General features: G+C 63.7%; 22 protein-coding genes. 13 read left to right on the forward strand and 9 right to left on the reverse strand.

Annotated features, from left to right (window positions below; translation table 11 throughout):
* The first annotated feature begins 19 nt into the window (after positions 1-19).
* The 6 genes from pip to infB all read left to right on the forward strand — a co-directional run bounded on the left by pip (position 20) and on the right by infB (position 7,342).
* On the forward strand, positions 20-997 hold the full coding sequence (gene pip / locus ACR0DA_RS15605) for a prolyl aminopeptidase (RefSeq protein ID WP_170359916.1): 978 nt from the start codon (positions 20-22) through the stop codon (positions 995-997).
* Positions 994-1,815: an ABC transporter substrate-binding protein gene (locus tag ACR0DA_RS15610; protein ID WP_170440201.1), complete on the forward strand. Its 822-nt coding sequence runs from the start codon at positions 994-996 to the stop codon at positions 1,813-1,815. Before pip ends, ACR0DA_RS15610 begins: the two co-directional genes overlap by 4 nt.
* A 182-nt stretch (positions 1,816-1,997) precedes the next feature.
* Positions 1,998-2,588: a ribosome maturation factor RimP gene (gene rimP / locus ACR0DA_RS15615; protein ID WP_170342422.1), complete on the forward strand. Its 591-nt coding sequence runs from the start codon at positions 1,998-2,000 to the stop codon at positions 2,586-2,588.
* A complete protein-coding gene (gene nusA, locus ACR0DA_RS15620) occupies positions 2,588-4,207 on the forward strand; it encodes a transcription termination factor NusA (protein WP_093963624.1) in 1,620 nt (539 codons plus the stop codon). Before rimP ends, nusA begins: the two co-directional genes overlap by 1 nt.
* Before the next feature lie 22 nt (positions 4,208-4,229).
* Positions 4,230-4,853: an RNA-binding protein gene (locus ACR0DA_RS15625; RefSeq protein ID WP_170343128.1), complete on the forward strand. Its 624-nt coding sequence runs from the start codon at positions 4,230-4,232 to the stop codon at positions 4,851-4,853.
* Positions 4,854-4,861: 8 nt separating this feature from the next.
* Positions 4,862-7,342 carry a translation initiation factor IF-2 gene (gene infB, locus ACR0DA_RS15630; RefSeq protein ID WP_170343127.1) on the forward strand — a complete coding sequence of 827 codons (2,481 nt, stop codon included), beginning with the start codon at positions 4,862-4,864 and terminating at the stop codon, positions 7,340-7,342.
* A 51-nt stretch (positions 7,343-7,393) separates the two neighbouring features.
* Here the strand turns inward: infB and ACR0DA_RS15635 are convergent, their stop codons facing one another.
* The 6 genes from ACR0DA_RS15635 to ACR0DA_RS15660 form a co-directional block, all read right to left on the reverse strand.
* On the reverse strand, positions 7,394-8,221 hold the full coding sequence (locus ACR0DA_RS15635; RefSeq protein ID WP_170367540.1) for an alpha/beta hydrolase: 828 nt from the start codon (positions 8,219-8,221) through the stop codon (positions 7,394-7,396).
* 3 nt (positions 8,222-8,224) lie between these two features.
* Positions 8,225-9,112 carry a tryptophan 2,3-dioxygenase gene (locus ACR0DA_RS15640; RefSeq protein ID WP_170359924.1) on the reverse strand — a complete coding sequence of 296 codons (888 nt, stop codon included), beginning with the start codon at positions 9,110-9,112 and terminating at the stop codon, positions 8,225-8,227.
* Between the two features lie 64 nt (positions 9,113-9,176).
* On the reverse strand, positions 9,177-10,205 hold the full coding sequence (tdh, locus tag ACR0DA_RS15645) for an L-threonine 3-dehydrogenase (protein WP_170367774.1): 1,029 nt from the start codon (positions 10,203-10,205) through the stop codon (positions 9,177-9,179).
* Positions 10,206-10,225: 20 nt separating this feature from the next.
* Positions 10,226-11,176: a PLP-dependent cysteine synthase family protein gene (locus tag ACR0DA_RS15650; protein WP_480633951.1), complete on the reverse strand. Its 951-nt coding sequence runs from the start codon at positions 11,174-11,176 to the stop codon at positions 10,226-10,228.
* On the reverse strand, positions 11,176-12,360 hold the full coding sequence (locus ACR0DA_RS15655; RefSeq protein WP_480633952.1) for a glycine C-acetyltransferase: 1,185 nt from the start codon (positions 12,358-12,360) through the stop codon (positions 11,176-11,178). Before ACR0DA_RS15655 ends, ACR0DA_RS15650 begins: the two co-directional genes overlap by 1 nt.
* A 117-nt stretch (positions 12,361-12,477) precedes the next feature.
* Positions 12,478-13,044 carry a helix-turn-helix domain-containing protein gene (locus ACR0DA_RS15660; RefSeq protein WP_170343122.1) on the reverse strand — a complete coding sequence of 189 codons (567 nt, stop codon included), beginning with the start codon at positions 13,042-13,044 and terminating at the stop codon, positions 12,478-12,480.
* A 117-nt stretch (positions 13,045-13,161) separates the two neighbouring features.
* On the opposite strand from ACR0DA_RS15660, the gene ACR0DA_RS15665 reads away from it, so the two are divergent.
* The gene (locus ACR0DA_RS15665; protein ID WP_170373225.1) at positions 13,162-14,337 is read left to right on the forward strand and encodes an acetyl-CoA C-acyltransferase family protein; all 1,176 of its coding nucleotides are present in this window, start codon (positions 13,162-13,164) and stop codon (positions 14,335-14,337) included.
* Between the two features lie 94 nt (positions 14,338-14,431).
* Here ACR0DA_RS15665 and ubiB read toward each other — a convergent pair whose 3' ends face one another.
* A complete protein-coding gene (ubiB, locus tag ACR0DA_RS15670; protein WP_480754816.1) occupies positions 14,432-15,961 on the reverse strand; it encodes a 2-polyprenylphenol 6-hydroxylase in 1,530 nt (509 codons plus the stop codon).
* Positions 15,962-15,964: 3 nt separating this feature from the next.
* On the reverse strand, positions 15,965-16,717 hold the full coding sequence (gene ubiE / locus ACR0DA_RS15675) for a bifunctional demethylmenaquinone methyltransferase/2-methoxy-6-polyprenyl-1,4-benzoquinol methylase UbiE (protein ID WP_170343119.1): 753 nt from the start codon (positions 16,715-16,717) through the stop codon (positions 15,965-15,967).
* Positions 16,718-16,803: 86 nt separating this feature from the next.
* On the opposite strand from ubiE, the gene mutM reads away from it, so the two are divergent.
* The 6 genes from mutM to recF all read left to right on the forward strand — a co-directional run bounded on the left by mutM (position 16,804) and on the right by recF (position 23,429).
* Positions 16,804-17,655, forward strand: a complete 852-nt coding sequence (gene mutM, locus ACR0DA_RS15680) for a bifunctional DNA-formamidopyrimidine glycosylase/DNA-(apurinic or apyrimidinic site) lyase (protein ID WP_480754818.1) — start codon at positions 16,804-16,806, stop codon at positions 17,653-17,655.
* Positions 17,656-17,721: 66 nt separating this feature from the next.
* The gene (locus ACR0DA_RS15685) at positions 17,722-18,498 is read left to right on the forward strand and encodes an enoyl-CoA hydratase (RefSeq protein WP_480754819.1); all 777 of its coding nucleotides are present in this window, start codon (positions 17,722-17,724) and stop codon (positions 18,496-18,498) included.
* Between the two features lie 230 nt (positions 18,499-18,728).
* On the forward strand, positions 18,729-18,992 hold the full coding sequence (gene rpsT / locus ACR0DA_RS15690; RefSeq protein WP_093963612.1) for a 30S ribosomal protein S20: 264 nt from the start codon (positions 18,729-18,731) through the stop codon (positions 18,990-18,992).
* A 542-nt stretch (positions 18,993-19,534) separates the two neighbouring features.
* Entirely contained in the window at positions 19,535-20,926 is a 1,392-nt protein-coding gene (dnaA, locus tag ACR0DA_RS15695; RefSeq protein ID WP_170372420.1) for a chromosomal replication initiator protein DnaA, read from the forward strand.
* Between the two features lie 221 nt (positions 20,927-21,147).
* Positions 21,148-22,269 carry a DNA polymerase III subunit beta gene (gene dnaN, locus ACR0DA_RS15700; RefSeq protein WP_170342392.1) on the forward strand — a complete coding sequence of 374 codons (1,122 nt, stop codon included), beginning with the start codon at positions 21,148-21,150 and terminating at the stop codon, positions 22,267-22,269.
* Positions 22,270-22,328: 59 nt separating this feature from the next.
* On the forward strand, positions 22,329-23,429 hold the full coding sequence (gene recF, locus ACR0DA_RS15705; protein WP_480754821.1) for a DNA replication/repair protein RecF: 1,101 nt from the start codon (positions 22,329-22,331) through the stop codon (positions 23,427-23,429).
* Between the two features lie 5 nt (positions 23,430-23,434).
* Here the strand turns inward: recF and ACR0DA_RS15710 are convergent, their stop codons facing one another.
* Positions 23,435-24,001, reverse strand: coding sequence for a carboxymuconolactone decarboxylase family protein (locus ACR0DA_RS15710; protein WP_170365547.1), 567 nt, complete (start codon positions 23,999-24,001; stop codon positions 23,435-23,437).
* Positions 24,002-24,016 lie beyond the last annotated feature (15 nt).

A 24,016-nucleotide genomic window follows, 5' to 3' on the forward strand; every position in this document is an offset into this window, starting at 1 on the left:
AGGACTATATAGGGCCATAATGGACAAGTACCCGGACCAAAAGCGCGCAGTGCAATATCTTTACCCGCCGGTCGATCCGTTCGACCAGCGCGTGGTGGATATGGGCGACGGGCACCGCATCTATGTGGAACAATGCGGCAATCCCGACGGGATTGCGGTGGTGGTTCTGCATGGCGGCCCCGGCGGCGGCTGCAGCCCGGCCATGCGGCGCTATTTCGACCCCGAGGTCTACCGGGTGATTCTGTTCGACCAGCGCGGCTGCGGCCGGTCGCGGCCCACGGCCTCGGTCGAGAACAACACGACGTGGCACCTGGTGGCCGATATCGAGCGCCTGCGGAAACTGTTCGAGATCGACGACTGGATCGTATTCGGCGGCAGCTGGGGCGCCACGCTGGCGCTGATCTATGCCCAAACCCACCCCGACCGGGTGACCCGCCTGGTTCTGCGCGGCGTGTTTCTGGCCACGCAGGCGGAGCTTGACTGGTTCTATGGCGGCGGGGCCGGCAAGTTCTGGCCCGAGCAATGGGCGCGCTTCACCTCCCTGCTGCGCGACTCGGAACTGTCCGACACAATCGGCGCCTACAACAAGCGGCTGTTTTCGGGCGATCGCGCGACTGAGATCCTGTACGCCCGCGCCTGGTCGCACTGGGAAAACGCGCTGGCCTCGATCCACACGAACGGGGCCGTCGGTGAAAGCCCCGGCGAATATGCGCGCACCTTCGCGCGGCTCGAGAATCACTATTTCATCAACAAGGCGTTTCTGGAACATGACGGCCAGATTCTGGACCGGATGGACCGGATCGCGCATATCCCCGGCCATATCGTGCAAGGCCGGTACGACATGATCTGCCCCCCGCAGGCGGCTTGGAGCCTGGCCGAGAAATGGCCCGAGGCCGAGCTGAAGATGGTGCGGCAGGCCGGTCACGCCCTGTCGGAGCCTGGGATCAGCGCCGAACTGGTGCGCATCATGGACCGAACCGCGCAGGAGGTTGCATGACCCGCATCGACCGCCGTGCTCTGTTCACCTCGGGTGCCGCCGCAGCCCTGCTGGCCGCGACGGGGGCCTCGCTGGCGGATACGCCGAAATCGGGCGGCGTGCTGCGCATCGCCGTGCCGCGCGATGACAGCCTGGACCGGCTGGCCCGGGGTGCGGTGTTCGACACCCTGACCGAGATCGCGCCGGACGGCACTCTGCGCGGCGAGCTGGCGACCGCATGGCAGACCGATTCCGAGGCCCGGGTCTGGACCTTCGACCTGCGTGCGGATGCAGTGTTTCACGACGGTGCGGCGCTGACGGCCGGGGATGTTCTGGCGGTCATGTCCGAGGTCGGGCGCGCCGAAGCCCTGGCGCCGGACCGCATACGGATCGAACTGGCCGAGCCCAACCCCGGCCTGCCTTTCCTGCTGGCCGATACCCGGTTCGTCATTACCCGCGACGGGCAGAGCGTTTCGCCGCTGCGGCAGGCGAACGGCACCGGGAGTTACCGGGTCGAACGGGCCGAAGACGGGCGCCATTTCCGCGGCCGCCGGGTCGCGGGCCACTACAAGGATGGCCGTGCCGGCTGGCTGGAGGCGGTCGACATCATCGTGATCCCCGACCCGGCCGTGCGGGCCGAGGCGCTGCGTGACCGCTATGTGGACGTGTCGGTGCTGCCGGCGGCGCAAGGGCTGCGCGGTCTGGGTGGCGTGCGGTTCTTCCCCAACGAATCAGAGATGTCGCTGGCAATCTCCGGCACCGTGGGTCTGCCACGCCGGATCGGGCGGGGCGCGCCGTTGGACGATGGGCGCATCGCGGAACGCTGGTGGATGGCCTGAGACCGACCTGAAAACTGACGCGGATTGTCCGTTGGTTGACGGCAGGGGTTGCAGACTCGGGGCGTCCTGCGTATATGCAGTTGCAACAGCGGCGTGTCGGACTTCTGGTCCGAGGCTCCACCGGAAAATTCGACGGGCCGCGCGCCCGTTTTTTTGTGCCCGATTGAAGGGTAGAGCACCATATGACAAACGACCTGATAGCCAAGGCGGCGATCGACCGACGACTGGCCGAGATCATCACTCCGGTGATCGAGGATCTGGGATATGAGTTGGTCCGCATCCGCCTGATGAGCGGCAAGCAGACCACGCTGCAGATCATGGCCGACAAGCCCGATGGCGGCATCGAGGTGGATGACTGCGCCGAGATCTCGAACGCGGTCAGCGCCACGCTGGACGTCGAGGACCCGATCCTTGACGCCTATACGCTCGAGGTGTCCAGTCCCGGCATCGACCGGCCGCTGACGCGGCTGAAGGATTTCGAGATGTTCGAGGGCTACGAAGCCAAGCTGGAAACCACCGAACTGATCGACGGCCGCCGCCGCTTCAAGGGGGAACTGGCCGGTGTCGAAGGGGATGAGGTTCTGATCAACATCCCCAACGGCGAAGAAACCGTGACCATCGGTCTGCAATTCGACTGGCTGAGCGACGCCAAGCTGGTCCTGACCGATGACCTGATCAAGGAAATGCTGCGCCAGCGCAAAGACGCCGGCGCCCTGAACGAAAACGCTTTCGACGAGATTGAGACCGAAGGGTCCGAAGAGGAGACGAACTGATGGCAATCACCTCAGCAAACCAGCTTGAGCTGTTGCAGACCGCCGAGGCTGTGGCCCGCGAAAAGATGATCGACCCCGGTCTGGTCGTCGAAGCGATGGAGGAATCGCTCGCCCGTGCCGCCAAGAGCCGCTACGGCGCGGAAATGGACATCCGTGTGTCCATCGACCGCAAGACCGGCAAGGCGACCTTTACCCGGGTCCGCACCGTGGTCGCGGATGACGAGCTTGAGAACTATCAGGCCGAGATGACCGTCGAGCAGGCCAAGCAATACATGGAATCGCCCGAGATCGGTGACGTCTTCGTGGAAGAGGTCCCGCCGGTGGAAATGGGCCGGATCGCCGCTCAGTCGGCCAAGCAGGTGATCCTGCAGAAGGTTCGTGAGGCCGAGCGTGACCGCCAGTACGAAGACTTCAAGGATCGTGTCGGCACCATCATCAACGGTGCCGTCAAGCGCGAGGAATTCGGCAACGTGATCGTCGATCTGGGCGGGGCCGAGGCGGTTCTGCGCCGCAACGACAAGATCGGCCGCGAAAGCTATCGCCCCAATGACCGGGTGCGCGCCTACATCAAGGAAGTGCGCCGCGAAACGCGCGGTCACCAGATCTTCCTGTCGCGCACCGCGCCCGAGTTCATGGCCGAGCTGTTCAAGATGGAAGTGCCGGAAATCTATGACGGCATCATCGAGGTCAAGGCCGTGGCCCGTGACCCCGGTTCGCGTGCCAAGATCGCGGTCATCTCGTATGACAACTCGATCGACCCCGTCGGCGCCTGTGTTGGTATGCGCGGCAGCCGCGTGCAGGCCGTCGTGAACGAGCTGCAGGGCGAAAAGATCGACATCATCCCGTGGAACGAAGACCAGCCGACCTTCCTGGTGAATGCGCTGCAACCCGCCGAGGTTTCCAAGGTGGTTCTGGACGAGGAAGCAGGCAAGATCGAAGTCGTCGTGCCCGAGGAACAGCTGTCTCTGGCGATCGGTCGCCGTGGTCAGAACGTGCGTCTGGCCAGCCAGCTGACCGGTCTGGACATCGACATCATGACCGAGGCCGAAGAATCGGCGCGCCGTCAGAAGGAGTTCGAAGCCCGCACGCAGCTGTTCATGGACAGCTTGGACCTGGACGAATTCTTTGCCCAGCTGCTGGTCTCGGAAGGCTTCACCAACCTGGAAGAAGTGGCCTATGTCGAGCTGGACGAACTGCTGGTGATCGATGGCGTCGACGAAGGCACTGCAAACGAGCTGCAGGCCCGTGCGCGCGAATTCCTTGAGGCACAGGCCAAGGCGGCGCTGGACAGCGCCCGCAGCCTGGGTGCCGAGGACAGCCTTATTGAATTTGAGGGCCTGACACCCCAAATGGTTGAGGCGCTTGCCAAGGACGGCGTCAAGACGCTGGAAGACTTTGCAACCTGCGCTGACTGGGAACTGGCCGGAGGCTGGACCACGGTTGATGGCCAGCGGGTCAAGGATGACGGTATTCTCGAACCCTTTGGCGTGACGCTGGAAGAGGCACAGGATCTGGTGATGACCGCCCGGGTCATGTTGGGCTGGGTCGACCCCGCCGATCTGGAGCAGCCCGAGGCAGACGTCGAGGACGAAGCAGCAGACGAGGAGGCCGAGGCCTGATTCCAGGCCTCGGGTGGCACACATGGGTCGCGGTGGCGTCCATAAGGAACGGTCCGAAGGGCCAGAGCGGAAATGCATCGCCACGGGCGAGGTGCAGCCTCGGTACGGGCTGATCCGCTTTGTAACCGGCCCGGATGGGCAGGTTTTCCCGGATGTCGCGTCCAAGTTGCCGGGTCGGGGCGTTTATGTCTCGGCGGATCGCAAGGCGCTGGACACGGCCGTCGGCAAGAAGCTGTTTGCACGCGGGTTCAAGGCGCAGGTGACTGTACCGCAGGACCTTGTGGACGAGGTGGAGCGTCAATTGTCGCGCCGCGTGATCGAATTGATCAGCCTGGCGCGAAAGTCCGGCGATGCGGTCGCCGGGTATGAAAAGGTCAAGTCCTGGCTTGATCGCGAAGAGGCCTGGGTTCTGATTCAGGCGGTCGATGGTTCCGGGCGCGGCAAGTCCAAGCTGAGCACGCCGCATTTCGGGAAATACATCGGCTGGCTGACCGCAGACGAGCTTGGGGCGGCATTTGGGCGCCAAACGGTGATTCATGCGGCGCTCGCCTCTGGCGGACTCGCCAAACGTGTTGTAGAGGAAGCGCAGCGCCTGCGTGGCTTGCGCGATATGGATGACGGCGGCAAGGGCCGCGCGGAAGGGTAAGAAGCTTTATGAGCGATAGTGACGGCAAAAAGACATTGGGTCTTCGTGGTGGGGCACGCCCCGGGAATGTGAAACAGAGTTTCAGCCACGGACGCACCAAGAATGTCGTGGTGGAAACCAAACGCAAGCGCGTGGTGGTTCCCAAGCCGGGAGCGTCCAAGCCCAGCGGTGGCGCTGCGCCGTCGGGTGATCCTTCGCGCCGGCCGGCCGGGATTTCCGATGCCGAGATGAATCGGCGCCTGAAGGCGTTGCAGGCGGCCAAGGCCCGTGAGGCCGAGGAAGCCGAACGCCGCGAGGCCGAGGAAAAGGCGCGCGCCGAAGAGCGTGAACGCCGCCGCGCCGAACAGGAGGCCAAGGAGCGCGAACAGCGCGAGGCCGAGGAGAAAGCCCGGCAGAAAGCCGAGGAAGAAGAGCGCAAGCAGAAAGAGGCCGAAGAAGCCGCTCAGCGCGCCGCAGCAGAAGCCGCGGCCGCGAAAGAGGCGCCCAAGGCCAAGGCCCCCGCGGCCAGCAAGCCTGCGCCAGCGGAAACGCCGCGCAAGGCGGATCGCGAACAGCGTCAGACCCGCGGCAAGGGCCGTGACGATGGCCGCCGTTCGGGCAAGCTGACCCTGAATCAGGCGCTGTCGGGCGGTGAAGGTGGTCGGCAGCGTTCGATGGCGTCGATGAAGCGCAAGCAGGAGCGTGCGCGGCAGAAAGCCATGGGCGGCTCGGTCGAACGGGAAAAGGTGATCCGCGAGGTTCAACTGCCCGAGGCGATCGTCGTATCGGAACTGGCCAACCGTATGGCCGAACGCGTCGCCGATGTCGTCAAGTCGTTGATGAACATGGGTATGATGGTCACGCAAAACCAGACCATCGACGCCGACACTGCCGAACTGATCATCGAAGAATTCGGCCACAAGGTCGTGCGGGTTTCGGATGCGGATGTCGAGGATGTCATCTCGGATGTCGAGGACAAGGATGAAGACCTGCAGCCCCGTCCGCCGGTCATTACCATCATGGGTCACGTCGACCACGGCAAGACCTCGCTGTTGGACGCGATCCGCGACGCCAAAGTCGTTGCGGGCGAGGCCGGTGGCATTACCCAGCATATCGGCGCCTATCAGGTGCAGACCAACGACGGCACTACGCTGACCTTCCTGGATACGCCGGGCCACGCGGCCTTTACCTCGATGCGCTCGCGCGGTGCTCAGGTAACGGACATCGTGGTGCTGGTTGTCGCGGCGGATGACGCTGTGATGCCGCAGACGGTCGAGGCAATCAACCACGCCAAGGCCGCCGGTGTTCCGATGATCGTTGCGATCAACAAGGTCGACAAGCCCGAGGCCAACCCGGACAAGGTGCGCACCGACCTGCTGCAGCACGAGGTGATCGTCGAGAAGATGTCCGGCGAGGTTCAGGATGTCGAAGTGTCGGCCATCACGGGCCAGGGTCTAGACGATCTGCTGGAAGCCATCGCGCTGCAGGCCGAGATTCTGGAGCTGAAGGCCAACCCGAACCGCGCCGCACAAGGCGCCGTGATCGAGGCGCAGCTGGACGTGGGCCGTGGCCCGGTCGCGACCGTTCTGGTCCAGAAGGGCACGCTGCGCCAGGGCGACATCTTCGTCGTGGGCGAGCAGTACGGCAAGGTCCGCGCGCTGATCAACGACAAGGGCGAGCGCGTCCAGGAAGCCGGGCCTTCGGTTCCGGTCGAGGTGCTGGGTCTCAACGGTACGCCCGAGGCCGGTGACGTTCTGAACGTGACCGAGACCGAGGCGCAGGCCCGCGAGATCGCCGAGTACCGCGCGCAGGTTGCCAAGGACAAGCGCGCCGCCGCCGGTGCCGCGACCACGCTGGAACAGCTGATGCAGAAGGCCAAAGAAGACGAGAACGTGGCCGAGCTGCCCATTCTGGTCAAAGCTGACGTGCAGGGTTCGGCCGAGGCCATCGTGCAGGCGATGGAGAAGATCGGCAACGACGAGGTGCGCGTGCGCGTGCTGCACTCGGGCGTCGGCGCCATCACCGAAACCGATATCGGCCTGGCCGAAGCGTCGGGGGCTCCGGTCTTTGGCTTCAACGTGCGGGCCAACGCATCGGCGCGCAACACCGCCAACCAGAAGGGCGTCGAGATCCGCTACTACTCGGTGATCTACGACCTGGTGGATGACGTCAAAGCCGCCGCTTCGGGCCTGCTGAGCGCCGAGATCCGCGAGAAGTTCATCGGCTATGCCGAGATCAAGGAAGTGTTCAAGGTCACCGGCGTCGGCAAGGTTGCCGGCTGTCTGGTCACCGAGGGCGTTGCCCGCCGTTCGGCCGGCGTGCGCCTGCTGCGCGACAACGTGGTGATCCACGAAGGCACGCTGAAGACGCTGAAACGCTTCAAGGACGAAGTGGCCGAGGTTCAGTCGGGTCAGGAATGCGGTATGGCGTTCGAGAATTACGACGATATCCGCCCGGGCGACGTGATCGAGATCTTCGAGCGTGAGGAAGTCACCCGCACGCTGGATTGATCCGGTCGAAATTGAAAGAAACGGCGGTCCCCAGGGCCGCCGTTTTCGTTTTCAGGGGTGGTCGTTCAGAAACGTCCCGTCCTTGAGGATGATGTCGAAATGGTGCGTGCCCGGCTGCAGGTCAAAGCTGACGGCATGGCCGGCCTTGCGCAACGCTTCGGCATAGTCGCGGCTCTGGCGGATGAACTCGCCCGTGTCCCGCTCGCCCACCGTGACCCGATAACGCGGCCCGGGCGCGGGCAGGCGCAGGATGGGGGACAGGTCGTGCAGCTCGACCGGAGTCAACTGCAGCGGATCGTTGACCGGGGTCAGACTGATCGGTTCCAGGTCGTAGACGCCGCTGATCAGGATGACTTCGCGCACCCGCAGGCCGATCCGGGCGAATTGGTCGGCCGAGGTCGCCATGACCATCGCCGCCAGATGCGCGCCGGCGCTGTGCCCGGACAGGGTGACATGCGAGGCGTCGAACCCCAGCGACTTGGCCCGAGTGGCCAGCCACATCAGCGCGGTCCGGCATTCATCGACCATCTGGTACAGCCGCGCGTCGGGGGCGAGCGTGTAGTTCACCGTCGCAAAGGCCTGCCCGCCTTGGACCAGCGCGGGCGCCATCATCGCCGAGTCGCGCTGGCTGAGCGCCTGCCAATAGCCGCCGTGGATAAACACATGCAGCGGTGCGCCGGGCGCGCGGGCGGGAAAGAAATCCAGCACCTGCGCGGGAGTGTCGCCATAGCCGAGGGTCTCTTGCACCGTCAGTTGCGCCCGCGCCTGCGCGCTGAGCGCTGAATAGGCCGCCAGATAGGGGGCAAGGTCGCCGCCGATCATCGAACTGGGCGCGTATTCGCGCTCCAGCTCGGCTTGGGTAAATCCGCGATACAGCATGGCTCAGCCCTGTCCGCCGTACATCAGGTCGGTGCGCACGTCATAAAGGTCGTGGAAGAATCGCAGCTCCAGCGCCTTGCGCAGAAAAGCCACGCCGCTGGAGCCGCCAGTGCCTGGCTGCATGCCGATCACACGTTCCACGGCGGTCGCATGGTCGAACCGCCACCGCTGGAACAGCGATTCCACATCCATCAGCTTTTCGCCCAGCGCATACAGGTCCCAGTACCGGCCCGTGTTCCGGTAGATCTCGGCCCAGATCTTCACGATGCGCGGATCGCCGGAATAGGTCTTTGAATAGTCCCGGTCCAGCAGGTCCTGCGGCACGTCGAACCCCTGCCGCGCCAGCATGTGCAATACCTCGTCATACAGCGACGGTTTGACCAGAGCGGCGGTCAGCATCTCCATCACTTCGGGGTCGTGCTCATGCACCTTCAGCGTGGCGGTGTCCTTGTTGCCCAGGATGAACTCGATCTGGCGATAGCCGTAGCTCTGGAAGCCGGATGAATTGCCCAGCGCCTTGCGGAAGGTCATATAGTCGGCGGGCGTCATGGTCAGCAGGGTTTCCCACGCGGCGATCAACTGGCGCTGGATCGCCTTGATCCGGTCCAGGTTCTTCATCGCGGGGCCGAACTCATCCTGCTGCAGAAACCGGCGCACCTCGACCAGCTGATGGTGCATCAGTTTCAGCCAAAGCTCGCTGACCTGATGGATGATGATGAACAGCATCTCATCGGGTTGGGCCGGGTCCTGAAAGGTTTTCTGCAAGTTCAGCAGGGTCTTGAGTTGCAGGAAATCGCCATAGCTTTTGCGGTGCGTGTCCGCGAAATCGGTTACCAGCGTGTCTTCGATTCCCCGTTCCAGCGGGCGGTCGCCCTTGGCTTTGTCGGCCATTTCATTTCCTCCCCGGCATGTGTGCGCACCTGTCTAGAAGGTGCGTTTGCAACTATCCAGAGGGTCAGGCCCAGTCCAGCACCACCTTGCCCGATTTTCCCGACTTCATGGCGGCAAAGCCCTGCGCAAAGTCATCGGCGGCAAAGCGATGGGTGATGACCCGGCTGACATCCAGACCGTTCTGCAACATCGCGATCATCTTGTACCAGGTCTCGAACATTTCGCGGCCGTAGACGCCCTTGATGGTGATCGCCTTGAACACGATGCGGCTCCAGTCGACGGGTGATTTTCCGGGCGGAATACCCAGCAGGGCGATCTTGCCGCCCATCACCAGTGCCTCGACCATCTGATCCAGCGCCGCCTGCGAGCCCGACATTTCCAGCCCCACGTCAAAACCCTGGCTCATGCCCAGGTCGGAAATCACCGATTGCAGCTCTTCCTTGGCCACGTTCACCGCTCGGACCGAGGGCACGACATGCTGCGCCAGCGCCAGCCGGTCGGGGTTGATGTCGGTGATCACCACATGCCGGGCGCCGGCGTGGCGGGCCACCGCGGCGGCCATGATCCCGATCGGGCCGGCGCCGGTGATCAACACGTCCTCGCCCAGCAGATCGAAGCTCAGCGCGGTGTGCACGGCATTGCCCAGCGGGTCGAGTATCGCGCCGATCTCGTCGGGGATGTCGTCGGGCAGGGGCACCACGTTGAAGGCCGGCAGCTTGAGATATTGGGCAAAGGCGCCCTGTTCGTTCACCCCGATCCCGCGCGTGCCCGGGTCAAGGTGGAACTTGCCCGCGCGGCTCTGGCGGCTGTCGGTGCCGATCAGGTGACCCTCGCCCGAGCAGCGCTGGCCGATCTTCAACCCGGTCACGTTGCGGCCCAGCTCGACGATCTCGCCGGCGAATTCGTGGCCGGTGATCATGGGAACGGGCACCGTGTGCGACGCCCATTCATCCCAGTTCCATATATGGATGTCGGTGCCGCAGATCCCGGTCTTTTTCACGCGGATCAAAACCTCGTCGGGGCCGATCTCGGGGACCGGGGCCTGTACCATCCACAGCCCTTCTTCGGGCCTGGACTTCTCCAGCGCTTTCATCGTGTTGGGTCGCATCCGGATCACTCCCACAAATCGGTCGACAGGTATTTCAAGCCGCTGTCACACATCACGATGGCGATGCAGCCACCGCGTTCGGGGCCACGCAGCAGGTCGATGGCGGCAGCCAGGTTCGCCCCGGCGGAAAAGCCCGCAAAGATGCCTTCGGTGCGGGCCAACAGGCGGGCGGCGTTGCGCGCTGATGCGCCGGTGACGGACAGATGACCGGCCAATTTCGCTCCGTTCAGATGCGTCAGAACCGACATCGCATAACCACCGCCCTGGATCGGATGATCGGGCGCACGGACGGGTTCACCGGCCAAGGCACGAGCGCCGTCGGGCTCGACCGCATAGCACCGCACCCCAAGGGGTGACAGGTAGTCAGAGACCCCGGCAAGTGTGCCGCCAGAGCCGGCAAAATCACAAAAGGCTGTCACGGCACCTGCTGATTGGGCCCAGATTTCCGGACCCGTCCCGGCGGCATGGGCCTTGGGGTTGCCCGCGTGGCCGAACTGATCGGCGCGGAATGCGTTGCGCTCGGCGGTGATGCGGCGGGCGGCGTCATCCACCAGCGCCAGGTCGGCGCCCGAGACTTCGCCCGGTTTGCCGCCTTCGGCCTGAGGGACGATCACCACCTCGGCGCCCAAGGCGCGCATCATGCGGGCGCGTTCGACCGAGTTCCCTGCGCTCATGACCGCCACGAACGGGTGCCCCAGAATGCCGCAGACAATCGCCAGGCCGGTGCCCATGTTGCCTGAGGTCAGCTCGACCACCGTCTGCCCCGGGATCAGGCTGCCGTCGGCGCGGGCCTGTTCGATGATGGACCGGGCGGCCCGATCCTTTTTCGAAAAGCCCGGCAGCAGATAGTCCAGCTTTGCTAGAATACGGCCGTCCAGATCCAGAATTTGGCAAACCCGGGACAGCTCGATCAGGGGCGTATCGCCGATCGCGTCGATGACCGAGTTCAGAACCATCAGATGACCCCCAACGCCTTTCCGACCTTGCCGAAGGCGGCCAGAGCGCGGTCCAACTCGTCGCGGGTCAGCGCCGCGTTCATCTGGGTGCGGATGCGGGCCTGGCCACGCGGGACCACCGGGAAGAAGAAGCCCGAGACATAGACGCCTTCGTCGAACAGGCGGGCGGCCATGTCCTGCGCCAGCTGCGCCTCGCCCAGCATCACGGGGATGATCGGATGTTCACCCGGCAGCAAGTCGAACCCCAGCCTCTCCAGCCCGGCGCGCCAGTATTTCGCGTTGCCGAACAGTTGCTTGCGCAGCATGTCGCCCTCTTCGACCAGGCGGATCGCCTCGAGCCCGGCGGCGACGATGGAAGGCGGCAGCGAATTCGAGAACAGATAGGGCCGCGCCCGCTGCCGCAGCAGGTCGATCACTGGCTGCGGCCCGGCGATGTAACCGCCGATTGCCCCCCCAAGTGCCTTGCCCAATGTCCCGGTCAGAATGTCCACGTCCACGCCGAAATGATCCGGCGTGCCCGCGCCGCGCGGCCCCATGAAGCCGGTGGCGTGGCAGTCATCGACCATCACCACCGCGTCGTATTTGTCGGCCAGTTCGCGGATCCTGGGCAGGTTGGCCAGGTAGCCATCCATCGAGAACACTCCGTCGGTGGCGATCATGATGTGCCGCGCCCCGTCCTCGCGCGCCTGTTTCAGCCAGGCCTCGAGGTCGTTCATGTCATTGTTCATGTAGCGATAGCGTTTGGCCTTGCACAGCCGCACCCCGTCGATGATCGAGGCATGGTTCAGACTGTCCGAGATGATGGCATCCTCGGGTCCCAGCAGGGGTTCGAACAACCCGCCATTGGCGTCGAAACAGGCCGCGAACAGGATCGAATCGTCCTTGCCCAGAAACTTGGCCAACCGCTGCTCCAACTCGCGGTGGATGTCCTGCGTGCCGCAGATGAACCGGACCGAGGCCATGCCGAACCCCTTGGGCTCCATCGCGTTCTTCGCGGCCTCGATCAGCGCCGGATGGTCGGCCAGACCCAGGTAATTGTTGGCACACAGGTTGATGACCTGACGTCCGCCCACCGTGATCTCGCCGCTTTGGGGCGAGGTGATCATTCGTTCCGTCTTGTACAGGCCTTCCGCCTTGATCTGCGAGAGGGTGTCCGAAACGTGGGACAGGAATGCATCAGCCATGGCGATCTCCTTCTTCTGAGTCGCGTATCTAACATAACGGACGCGCTTCCCAAATAGGAGATTTTCAGTATGGCGGAAAAAAATCCGTGAAGGCGGAAATTGGCCGATATGTGCGGATCAGGCGTTCTTGACGATCAGGAACACGCGGGCGGGTCCGTCCGGCGCCGCGATGGCGTGGGCCACATCGGCCGCATACCGGGCCGTGTCGCCCTGGCGCAGTTCCATCGTCGCGGCGCCCGAGGTGACGCGGACGGTCCCTTCCAGCACGGTCAGCTGTTCGCGCGCACCGCGGGCATGGGGCTGGCTGTTCAGTGCGCCACCTGCGTCGAACCGTATATCATAGACCTCGTGGCCGCCGGCCTCCTCGGGTGGCGAGAGGATGCGGATCCGGCAGGATTGGCCCATATTGTCGATGCTGGGCACCTCGGCGCTGCGCAGCACTTCGATCTGGTCGGTGGTCTCGGACTCTTCCAGAAGACCGGCGAAATCGACCTGTAGCGCACGGGTCAGGTTCCACAGGGTCGAGATCGTGGGGCTGCTTTCGCCGCGTTCGATCTGGCTGACCATCGACCGGGACACGCCGCTGAGATTGGCCACCGCTTCCAGTGACAGTCCCTTGGCGCGCCGGGCCTCTTTCAGGCGGGCGGGCAGGCGTGTCAGGATATCGTCTGAGTTTTCCGTCATGGCGGAATTTCTTGCGCGTCCGGGCGTGAATTGTCAATTCCGCCGATGACGGAACGTCCCGCGCGACAGGCCCATGCTGCGGGTGCATACTGCGCGCAAATCCAAGAGGAGAGAGACATGACCGACATCGTGATTCTGGACGGTGCCCGCACCGCAATCGGTACGTTCGGAGGGTCGCTGGCCGCGACCCCGCCGATTGATCTGGCCACCGTCGTGACCAAGGCCGCGCTTGAGAAATCCGGCGTCGAAGGCGACCGGATCGGGCATGTGGTGTTCGGACATGTCATCAACACCGAGCCGCGCGACATGTACCTGTCCCGCGTCGCGGCGATGCAGGCGGGCATTCCGAACGGCACCCCGGCGATGAACGTGAACCGGCTGTGCGGGTCGGGCGCGCAGGCCATCGTATCGGCAGTTCAATCGCTGATGCTGGGGGATGCCGAATTTGCCGTGGCCGGCGGCGCCGAGAGCATGTCGCGCAGCCCTTACATCGTTCCGCAGGCGCGTTGGGGCGCCAAGATGGGCGACATCAAGTCGCTGGACATGATGCTGGGCGCGCTGAACTGCCCCTTTGGCACCGGGCATATGGGCGTCACCGCCGAGAACGTTGCCGATGAACACCAGATCACGCGCGAGGAGATGGACGCGTTTGCGCTGGCCAGCCAGCAGCGCGCGGCGGCTGCGATCGAGGCGGGCTATTTCGACAGCCAGATCGCGCCGGTGCAGGTCAAGGTCAAGCGCGACATGGTCGATTTCAAGGTCGACGAGCATCCCAAGGCCACCACGGCCGAAGCCCTGGCCGGGTTGCGCCCGGTGTTCCAGAAGGACGGGCGTGTGACCGCGGGCAACGCCTCGGGCATCAATGACGGCGCGGCGGCGATGGTTCTGGCCACGGCCGATGCCGCCGAGAAAGCCGGCCTGACGCCCAAGGCGCGCATCCTAGGCTATGCCCATGCCGGCGTTCGCCCCGAAGTGATGGGGATCGGCCCGGTTCCGGCCGTGCGCAACCTTTTGGAGCGAACCGGCCTGTCGGCGGGCGATTTCGACGTGATCGAAAGCAACGAGGCCTTTGCCGCCCAGGCGCTGGCAGTGAACAAGGAACTGGGGCTCGATCCAGCGAAGGTGAACCCAAATGGCGGGGCCATCGCCCTGGGTCATCCGGTGGGGGCCACCGGGGCGATCATCACGCTGAAGACTTTGTACGAGTTGGAGCGCATCGGTGGGTCGAAAGGGTTGATCACCATGTGCATCGGTGGCGGGCAGGGGATTGCCATCGCCATCGAACGGCTCTGATCCGAGGCTGGGCCGGGGGGCTGTCTGCCCCCCATCGCGCCGGGGCGCGATTCCCCCCGAGGATATTTTTGGCCAGATAAAGCGGCGGCGTCTGTCAGCCCAGGCCCGCAAGGATCAGGACGGCCACTGCCCCGGCGGCTGCTCCGATCGCGGCGGGAATGGCCTTGGGCCAGAAATCTGACCCGGAGGGATCATCCTTGCGGGTCTGAGCGATCAGGGCATTTTCGACCAGATCAGGCAGGCGGGGCCCGAACCGTGCAAGAACCAGCGCTGTTTTTCCTAAATCACGAAGGGCGGCGCGGGGGCCGATGGACTGCTTGATATAGTCCTCGACCACGGGGCGGGCGACCTCCCAGATGTTCATATGCGGGTCGAGCGAGCGGGCAACGCCTTCGACCACCACCATCGTGCGTTGCAGCAGGATCAGTTCGGTGCGGGTTTCCATGCCGAAGCGTTCGGTCACCTCGAACAGGTAATTCAGCAGGCGGCCCATCGAGATATGGGTCGCATCCATGCCGAAGATCGGCTCGCCCACTGCGCGCAGGGCGCGGGCGAATTCATCGACGTCCTGGTTAGCCGGGACATAGCCTGCCTCGAAATGCACCTCGGCCACGCGCTTGTAGTCGCGGCGGATGAAGCCGAAGAGGATCTCGGCATAGACGCGGCGGGTGTATTCGTCGATATGGCCCATGATGCCGAAGTCATAGGCGATGATGTCGCCGTTCGCGGCGACCTTGAGGTTGCCCTGGTGCATGTCGGCGTGGAAGAAGCCATCGCGCAGGGCGTGCAGCAGGAACAGGCGCAGCACACGCTCGGCCAGGTCGCGGCGGTCGTGATTTGCGGCGTCCAGCGCGTCGTTGTCGCCCAAGGGGATGCCGTCAGCCCAGCTGAGCGTCATGACCCGGCGCGCGGACAGCGACCAGACCACGGGCGGCAGCCAGAAGCCTTCGTCATTCTGCGTGTTGGCGGCAAATTCCGAGGCCGCCGAGCTTTCGAGCCTGAGATCCAGTTCGCCGCGGACGACGCCGTCGAAATGCTCGATCACTTCCATCGGACGCAGTCGGCGCGCACCGGGGGCGAAAAGCTGGACGATCCGGGCGGCGAAATAGAACGCATCCACATCCTTGCGGAACGCGCGTTCGATTCCGGGGCGCAGGACCTTGACGGCCACGTCCTCGCCTGTGCTGGCCAATTTCGCCTTGTGGACCTGCGCGATTGAGGCGGCCGCGATCGGTTCGCTGAACTCCGAGAACATCTGATCCAGAGGTTGGCCCAGCTCCTTTTCCACCTCGGCCATGGCCACGTCGCGTGGAAAGGGGGGCAGCTTGTCCTGCAGGACGCGCAGCTGTTCGGCCAGCTCTTCGCCGACGACATCGGGGCGCGTGGACAGGACCTGACCGAACTTGATGTAGGCCGGGCCCAGGGCGGTCAGCGCCCGGGTGGCCGGTGGCATGGTCGGGTCGCCCTTGTAGCCCAGCCACTGGAACGGTTTGCCAAGCGTGTGGGCCAGGATCCGCAACGCGCGCGGAGCCTCGAACGCGTCCAGCACCACGTTCATGGCGCCGGTGCGCTCCAGCGTGGCGCCCGTGCGGATCAGGCGGATGATGTTGTGGGGGCCGCGCATGGGTCAGATCTTCCAGCCGGAATGCAGGGCCGCGATGCCCATGCTGAGGTTGCGGTATTTCGCGTTTTCGAATCCGGCGGCGCGCACCATGCCCAGAAAGGTATCCTGATCGGGGAACTTGCGGATCGACTCGACCAGGTATTGATAGCTGTCGTAGTCGTTCGCGATCAGCTTACCCATGCGCGGGATCACGTTGAAGCTGTAGAGGTCATAGAGTTTCTGCAGCCCGTCATTGGGCAACTGGCTGAACTCCAGCACCATCAGGCGGCCGCCGGGCTTGAGCACGCGGTAGGCCTCGTTCAGGGCCTCTTGCGGGCGGGTCACGTTCCGGATGCCGAAGGAAATGGTGTAGACATCAAAGGTGTTGTCCTCGAACGGCAGGGCCATCGCGTCGCCCACCACCCAGTCCAGGCTGTCGGCCATCTGTGCGGCCTCGGCGCGTTTGCGACCCTCGATCAGCATCGGCTCGGTCAGATCCAGAACGGTGGCATGGCCGTGGCCCGCGCGCTTGAGGAAGCGGAACGAGATGTCACCGGTGCCGCCGGCCACGTCCAGCAGGCGCTGGCCGGGGCGTGGCGCCAGCCAGTCCATCATCGCGTCTTTCCAGACCCGGTGGATGCCCATCGACATCACGTCGTTCATCACGTCGTATTTCGACGCGACCGAGTTGAATACGCCCTGCACGCGCCCGGCCTTTTCGGCCTCGGGGACGGTTTCGAAACCGAAATGAGTGGTCTTGTCGCTGTTGTCGGACATAAGCCTTGCCGTTCGTCGAATTTCGTCTCTGTTATAGGGCCTGGAAACCGGGGCACAATGCGGCCCTTTGGAATAGGAGCCGTCTAATGCCCGAATTGCCCGAGGTCGAGACAGTAAGACGCGGCCTTGCCCCGGCGATGGAAGGTGTTGTGATCGAAAGGGCGGACGTGAACCGCCCGGATCTGCGCTGGCCCTTCCCCGAGCGGATGGCCGCACGGCTGACCGGCCAGCGGGTCGAGCGTCTGCGGCGGCGGTCGAAATACATCCTGGCCGATCTGAGCGGAGGCGAAACCCTGTTGATTCACTTGGGCATGTCGGGCCGCATGACTGTGTCGGGCGATCCGCTGGGACAGTTCGTGCATCATCACCCGATGCCGCAGAAACATGACCACGTGGTGTTTCATATGGCCAACGGCGCGCGCATCACTTTCAATGACCCGCGCCGGTTCGGGGCGATGGACCTGATGCCCACGGCCACCGCCGAGCAGCACAAGCTGCTGGCCGTGCTGGGGCCGGAGCCGCTGGGCAACGATTTCAACGAGACCTATCTGATCGAGGCCTTCCGCGGCCGGGCCACACCGGTCAAGGCGGCGCTGCTGGATCAGAGAATCGTTGCCGGGCTGGGCAACATCTATGTCTGCGAGGCGCTCTACCGCGCCAGAGTGTCGCCACGTCGCAAGGCGGGTCAGATCTCGGCCGGGCGGGTCGAGGCCCTGGTTCCGGTGATCCGGACGGTGCTGGCCGAGGCCATCGAGGCCGGCGGATCCTCGCTGCGCGATTTCCGGCAAGCCGATGGAGAGCTTGGATATTTTCAGCACAGATTCGACGTCTACGGGCGCGAGGGGCAGCCCTGCCGGACCGAGGGCTGCGGGGCCGAAATCCGCAGAATCACCCAGTCGGGGCGGTCGACCTTCTATTGCGCGCAATGCCAAAGATAGCTTGATCCGAGTTTTCCGCGTGGTAAGGAATTGGACCTGAACGGAACAACCGAAAGCTCAGACCTCATGGCTTTTGAGACGATCATCGTCGAAATCGAAGACCACGTCGCCCTAATCAAGCTCAACAGACCCGATGCGTTGAACGCGCTGAACACTCAGCTTCTGGGTGAGCTGTGCGAGGCGCTCGAGGACGCGGACACCAATGACAAGGTGCGCTGCATCGTCATCACCGGATCGGAAAAGGCATTCGCCGCGGGCGCGGACATCAAGGAGATGTCCGAGATTAGCTTTGTCGATGTCTACACCACCAACCTTTTCGCAGACGCCAATGACCGGATCACCGCGATCCGCAAGCCGATCATCGCGGCGGTCGCGGGCTATGCGCTGGGCGGCGGGTGCGAGCTGGCCATGATGTGCGATTTCATCATCGCCGCAGACACCGCCAAGTTCGGCCAGCCTGAGATCAATCTGGGCGTCATCGCCGGGATGGGCGGCAGCCAGCGCCTGACGCGGTTCGTGGGCAAGTCCAAGGCGATGGACATGAACCTGACCGGGCGTTTCATGGATGCCGAAGAGGCCGAGCGCTCGGGCCTCGTGTCGCGCGTGGTGCCGGCCAAGAAGCTGATCGAAGAGGCGACCGGCGCGGCCCAGAAGATTGCCGAGAAATCGCTGCTGACCGCGATGGCCGCGAAAGAGGCGGTCAACCGCAGCTACGAGGTTCCGCTGAGCGAGGGCATGCTGTTCGAGCGGCGCGTCTTCCACTCGATGTTCGCGACCGAAGACCAGAAGGAAGGCATGGCCGCATTCCTTGAAAAGCGCGCGGCCCAGTTCCGCGACAAATAACCGGCGCCGACAGGACGGTAGGATCAGGCGGGCGTTGCCCGCCTTTTTTCGTGGCGAGCAACAAGGCCAAGAATCGGCTTGGCAAAGTCTGAAAACTTGGCTATTGACCGCCACCATACATGCGCGTGCGGCCCGCTTGGCCCGATTCACACTCGTGATTTCTGATCCGGTGCGGGTAATTCCGTGACGTGCAACCCTAGAAAAACGTACCGAACAAAGGTCAGAGACACATGGCAAACTCGCCCCAGGCAAAGAAACGCGCTCGTCAGAACGAGAAGCGTTATGCAATCAACAAAGCACGTCGTTCGCGCATCCGCACCTTCCTGCGCAAGGTCGAAGAAGCAATCGCATCCGGCGACAAGGACGCGGCAACCGCCGCTCTGCGCGCGGCCCAGCCCGAGCTGATGCGCGGCGTCACCAAAGGCGTGTTCCACAAGAACACCGCAGCCCGCAAGATGTCGCGCCTGTCGGCGCGCGTCAAAGCGCTGGGTTGACCTAGCGTCAACATTTGCTGGTTCATTCCGGTTTCGAAGGCGTCGCCCCGTGCGGCGCCTTTTGCGTTGTTGCCAGAATGCCGCGCCTTCACGAAACCGAGAGATTCTTTCGCCCAAAGACCCGAGTCAATATCAGAGTTTCGTTGCCCGGCCCCACTGCCTCTTGCTACGACAGGTTCAGCGATTCACTCGCTTGGGGGGACAGGCTGTTCCTGCGATCGGACTGACGGGCATCAGAATGATCCAGGGGCGAATGTCGGCAACCGGTGCCAACCGGTTTGACGATCTGCTGCGGATCTCGGCTACTCCGATGATCTTGGCCCTGTCGAAAACTGGAACTGCGTGGCGCAAACCGCGGTTTGGGCGGCTGTACTTTTTGGTCGTCGTCAAACAGGCAAGCGTCGTGACCACTGATATTCCCGCCGATTCTTGGGGTTTCGGCGACAGAATATCTGCGCGCGAGTGAACGTATAAGAACCGGGATACCGGTCACAATCATAAGGCCGATTAGGTCAAAAATATTGGGATGCGTGAGGCGCTGGATGACACAAGAAAAATGGGGACAACTGCGTAACAAATTGCTGAAGGCCGTGGGCCGGAACAATTTTACGACCTGGATTGAACCTTTGGAATTTCAGGAATTGAAGGGTGGCGTGGCCGTATTTTCGGTTCCGACCAACTTCATGGGGAACTACGTCAGTCAAAATTTTGCAGACCTCATTCTGTACGAGTTGAACACGGCCGGAGAGTCGGTTCAGCGCCTGGCCTTCCGGGTGGCCGCCAACTCACCAGCGCGTCCCGCCGCCGCGGTCCAGCCGGTCGAAGACCAGCCCGAGCCGGTCAATTTCGAGCTGGCACCAGAAAGCAACGGAACCAATGAAGCGCTCGAGTCGCTGCAGGCCGCACCGTTGGACGCGCGCTTTACCTTCGACACCTTCGTCGTCGGCAAGCCGAACGAACTGGCCCATGCCGCCGCGCGCCGTGTTTCCGAAGGCGGCCCCGTCACATTCAATCCGCTGGTTCTGTACGGTGGTGTTGGCCTCGGTAAAACGCATTTGATGCATGCCATCGCCTGGGAGCTGAAGACCAAACGCCCCGAGCTCAATGTGCTGTACCTGTCTGCCGAACAGTTCATGTACCGCTTCGTACAGGCCCTGCGCGAACGCCGGATGATGGATTTCAAACACCTGTTCCGCTCGGTCGACGTGCTGATGGTCGATGACGTGCAGTTCATCGCCGGCAAGGATTCGACGCAGGAGGAATTCTTTCACACCTTCAACGCGCTGGTGGATCAGAACAAGCAGATCATCATCTCGGCCGACCGCGCGCCGGGTGAGATCAAGGATCTGGAGGAACGGGTCAAGTCGCGTCTGCAATGCGGACTGGTGGTTGACCTGCACCCGACCGATTACGAGCTGCGCCTGGGCATTCTGCAGAACAAGGTGCAGCAATACGCCAAGACCTATCCCGACCTGAAGATCGCCGATGGCGTGCTGGAATTCCTGGCCCATCGCATCTCGACCAACGTGCGCGTTCTGGAAGGGGCGCTGACCCGGCTGTTCGCCTTTGCCTCGCTGGTCGGCCGCGAGATCGACATGGAGCTGACGCAGGACTGTCTGGCCGACGTGCTGCGCGCCTCGGAACGCAAGATCACCGTCGAAGAGATCCAGCGCAAGGTTTCCGACTACTACAACATCCGCCTGTCCGACATCATCGGTCCGAAACGCCTGCGGTCCTATGCCCGCCCGCGTCAGGTGGCGATGTATCTGTGCAAGCAGCTGACCAGCCGGTCGCTGCCCGAAATCGGCCGCCGCTTTGGCGGGCGCGACCACACCACCGTCATGCACGGCGTCAAACGCATCGAAGAGCTGAAGCTGACCGACGGTCAGATCGCCGAAGATGTGGAAATGCTGCGCCGGGCGCTCGAAGCCTGAGCCCCTGCAATTCTAAAAACCGTCCCGGCTCCGCGCGGGGGCGGTTTTTCTGTGCGCATTTTTCCACGATTTCCACGGAACTGGGGCGCAGGGCCGCTCGGGACCTTGACGGTTTGCGCGTTCCGACCCAGAAATCGGTAAAAAATCCTTGTGCCTCAGGGCTGAACCGCTAACTTGCCAGTCCCGCCCATGTAAGCACTCAAATCAGAGGAATTGAGGGTATGAAGATCAGCATCGAACGCGGCACGCTGCTCAAGGCCGTTTCGCAGGCCCAATCCGTTGTGGAACGCCGCAACACGATTCCAATCCTGGCCAATGTGCTGATCGAGGCCGAGGGCGATCAGGTTCTGTTCCGCGCGACCGATCTGGATATCGAGGTGGTCGACAAGGCCCCCGCGCAGGTCGAAAAGGCGGGGGCAACCACGGTTGCGGCAACGACCCTGCACGAGATCGTGCGCAAGCTGCCCGATGGCGCGCTGGTCACGCTGACCGCCGACAGCGCGGCTGGCCGGCTGACGGTCGAGGCGGGGCGGTCGAACTTCTCGCTGGCGACCCTGCCGAAAGAGGATTTCCCGGTGATGGCGTCCTCGGAATACCAGTCGAACTTCACCGCTTCGGCGGCTCTGCTGCGGCGGCTGTTCGACAAGTCGAAATTCGCCATCTCGACGGAAGAGACCCGGTACTACCTGAACGGCGTCTACATGCATGTGACGGATGGCCCCGAGGGCGGCAAGGTGTTGCGCTGCGTGGCCACGGACGGGCATCGCCTGGCGCGGATCGACGCGGATTGCCCCGACGGGGCCGCCGATATGCCTGGCGTGATCGTTCCGCGCAAAACGGTGGGCGAGTTGCGCAAGCTGCTGGAAGATGACGACATGGACATCGCGGTATCGGTCAGCGAAACCAAGGTGCGCTTTGCCACACCCGACATCACGCTGACCTCGAAGGTGATCGATGGGACTTTCCCCGACTACACCCGCGTGATTCCGCAGAACAACACCCGCAAGATGGAAGTGGACGCGGCCGAGTTCGCCCAGGCTGTCGACCGGGTGGCCACCGTGTCGTCCGAGCGGTCCCGTGCGGTAAAGCTGCAGCTGGACGGCGACAAGCTGGTCCTGTCGGTGAATGCGCCCGACAGCGGCGCGGCCGAGGAAGAGCTGGCCGTGGCCTATGGCGACGAACGGCTGGAAATCGGGTTCAACGCCAAGTACCTGCTGGAAATCGCAAGCCAGGTGGACCGCGAGAACGCGGTGTTCCTGTTCAACTCGGCGGGCGACCCGACCCTGATGCGCGAAGGCAATGACCAGAGCGCGGTCTATGTCGTGATGCCGATGCGCGTCTGATCGCGCGGGCGCGGGATGCGTCCGGCGCGCGTCTTTGTGCAAGGATGAAGGGAGGGGTCATGGCTTTGGCCCTGACCGAATTGACGGTCTCGCATTTTCGGTCGCACAAGCTGGCGCGAATGGCGCTGGACGGGCGGCCGGTGGCCTTGTACGGGCCGAATGGGGCCGGCAAGACCAATATTCTCGAGGCGGTATCCCTGTTTTCACCCGGCCGCGGCATGCGCCGGGCCAGTGCCGCCGAGATGACGCGCCGGCCCGAGGCGCTGGGCTGGAAGCTGAGCGGTCTTCTGGACGTTCAGGGCCGCCGGTCCGAGATCGAAACCTGGTCCGAGGGGGGCGCAGCGCGGCAGGTCCGGATCGACGGAAAGGCAGCCAGCCAGATCGATCTGGGCAAGCTGGCGCGGGTCGTCTGGCTGATGCCCGCGATGGACCGGCTTTGGATCGAAGGCGCCGAAGGCCGACGGCGCTTTCTGGACCGGGTGACGCTGAGTTTCGATCCGAGCCATGCCGAGGCCGCGTTGATCTATGAAAAGGCCATGCGCGAACGAAACCGCCTGCTGAAAGAGCAGGTGCGTGACGCGCATTGGTACGCGGCGCTCGAGGCTCAGATGGCCGAAACCGGGCATCGCATTCATACCGCGCGGCTGGGTGCTCTGGCGCAGTTGCGTGCGGCGCAGGAGCAAGCCGAGACCGCATTTCCCTCGGCGGAACTGGAACTTGTTCAGTCCGAAGGGAACATGCCCGAAAGCGCGCAGGATCTGTTGGAGGCGCTGGCCGAAAGCCGGTTCCGCGACCTGTCGGCGGGGCGCACATTGGTTGGGCCGCACCGTTCGGATCTGTACGGGGTTTTTGCCGCCAAAGGCGTTGCGGCCAGTGAGTGTTCGACCGGAGAGCAGAAGGCGCTGCTGGTTTCCTTGATTCTGTCCAACGCGCGGGCGCTGGCCGCGCAGGTCGGGGCACCGCCGATCCTGTTGCTGGACGAGGTGGCGGCCCATCTGGACGCGGACCGCCGGGCGGCGTTGTATGACGAAATCTGCGCGCTGGGGGCGCAGGCCTGGATGACCGGAACAGGCCCCGAGTTGTTCGCCGAACTGGGCGACCGGGCGCAGTCTTTCGTGGTCAATGACGCGGGTGACGGCTCGACCGTCACCCGCTCTTGAGCGGATCAGGCCGGCTCGCCGACCTTGCGTTCCCACAGGAAGGGACGCATCACCTCGTCCACCGGCGTCTGGGCCATGTGGTTGACGTAGTTCGACATGGTTTTCTGCGCCAAGCCCAGGATCACGTCCAGAACGGCGCGGTGCGAATAGCCAGCATCGAAGAACGCCTGCAACTGCGCGTCGGTGACGTTGCCGCGCTGGTTCATCACCTGCAGCGTGAACGTCCGCAGCGCCTCGAGCTTGGGCGAGGGCAGTGGGGTTTCATTGCGCAGCGCTTCGGTGATCTCGTCCGACACCTTCATCATCTTGGCGATGCCGGTATGGGCCGGTACGCAATAGTGGCATTCGTTTTCCACGTTGATGGTCTGCCAGACGACCGTTTTCTCGTCATTGTCGAAATCGGTCTGCAGGAACAGGTGGTGCAGAACCTGGTAGGCCTCAAGGTGCTGTGGGCTTTCGGCCATGACCTTGTGCAGGCCCGGCAGGCGGCCAAACGCGGCCTGCGATTTCTCGAGCAGGGGTTTCGAACCTTCAGGTGCGGTGTTCAGGTCATGTGAGGGAAAATCGGCCATTTTGGTCTCCTTTTT

This window comes from Ruegeria sp. CI8, assembly GCF_056536865.1.

Coding starts and splice junctions, on each gene's coding strand:
- recF (WP_480754821.1), top strand. CDS start 22,329: ATGGCTTTGGCCCTGACCGAATTGACGGTCTCGCATTTTCGGTCGCAC.
- ACR0DA_RS15640 (WP_170359924.1), bottom strand. CDS start 9,112: ATGGCCGACAAAGCCAAGGGCGACCGCCCGCTGGAACGGGGAATCGAA.
- ACR0DA_RS15665 (WP_170373225.1), top strand. CDS start 13,162: ATGACCGACATCGTGATTCTGGACGGTGCCCGCACCGCAATCGGTACG.
- ACR0DA_RS15710 (WP_170365547.1), bottom strand. CDS start 24,001: ATGGCCGATTTTCCCTCACATGACCTGAACACCGCACCTGAAGGTTCG.
- ACR0DA_RS15625 (WP_170343128.1), top strand. CDS start 4,230: ATGGGTCGCGGTGGCGTCCATAAGGAACGGTCCGAAGGGCCAGAGCGG.
- mutM (WP_480754818.1), top strand. CDS start 16,804: ATGCCCGAATTGCCCGAGGTCGAGACAGTAAGACGCGGCCTTGCCCCG.
- pip (WP_170359916.1), top strand. CDS start 20: ATGGACAAGTACCCGGACCAAAAGCGCGCAGTGCAATATCTTTACCCG.
- rimP (WP_170342422.1), top strand. CDS start 1,998: ATGACAAACGACCTGATAGCCAAGGCGGCGATCGACCGACGACTGGCC.
- ACR0DA_RS15635 (WP_170367540.1), bottom strand. CDS start 8,221: ATGCTGTATCGCGGATTTACCCAAGCCGAGCTGGAGCGCGAATACGCG.
- rpsT (WP_093963612.1), top strand. CDS start 18,729: ATGGCAAACTCGCCCCAGGCAAAGAAACGCGCTCGTCAGAACGAGAAG.
- ACR0DA_RS15685 (WP_480754819.1), top strand. CDS start 17,722: ATGGCTTTTGAGACGATCATCGTCGAAATCGAAGACCACGTCGCCCTA.
- ACR0DA_RS15610 (WP_170440201.1), top strand. CDS start 994: ATGACCCGCATCGACCGCCGTGCTCTGTTCACCTCGGGTGCCGCCGCA.
- tdh (WP_170367774.1), bottom strand. CDS start 10,205: ATGAAAGCGCTGGAGAAGTCCAGGCCCGAAGAAGGGCTGTGGATGGTA.
- infB (WP_170343127.1), top strand. CDS start 4,862: ATGAGCGATAGTGACGGCAAAAAGACATTGGGTCTTCGTGGTGGGGCA.
- ubiE (WP_170343119.1), bottom strand. CDS start 16,717: ATGTCCGACAACAGCGACAAGACCACTCATTTCGGTTTCGAAACCGTC.
- ACR0DA_RS15660 (WP_170343122.1), bottom strand. CDS start 13,044: ATGACGGAAAACTCAGACGATATCCTGACACGCCTGCCCGCCCGCCTG.
- ubiB (WP_480754816.1), bottom strand. CDS start 15,961: ATGCGCGGCCCCCACAACATCATCCGCCTGATCCGCACGGGCGCCACG.
- nusA (WP_093963624.1), top strand. CDS start 2,588: ATGGCAATCACCTCAGCAAACCAGCTTGAGCTGTTGCAGACCGCCGAG.
- dnaN (WP_170342392.1), top strand. CDS start 21,148: ATGAAGATCAGCATCGAACGCGGCACGCTGCTCAAGGCCGTTTCGCAG.
- dnaA (WP_170372420.1), top strand. CDS start 19,535: ATGACACAAGAAAAATGGGGACAACTGCGTAACAAATTGCTGAAGGCC.
- ACR0DA_RS15655 (WP_480633952.1), bottom strand. CDS start 12,360: ATGGCTGATGCATTCCTGTCCCACGTTTCGGACACCCTCTCGCAGATC.
- ACR0DA_RS15650 (WP_480633951.1), bottom strand. CDS start 11,176: ATGGTTCTGAACTCGGTCATCGACGCGATCGGCGATACGCCCCTGATC.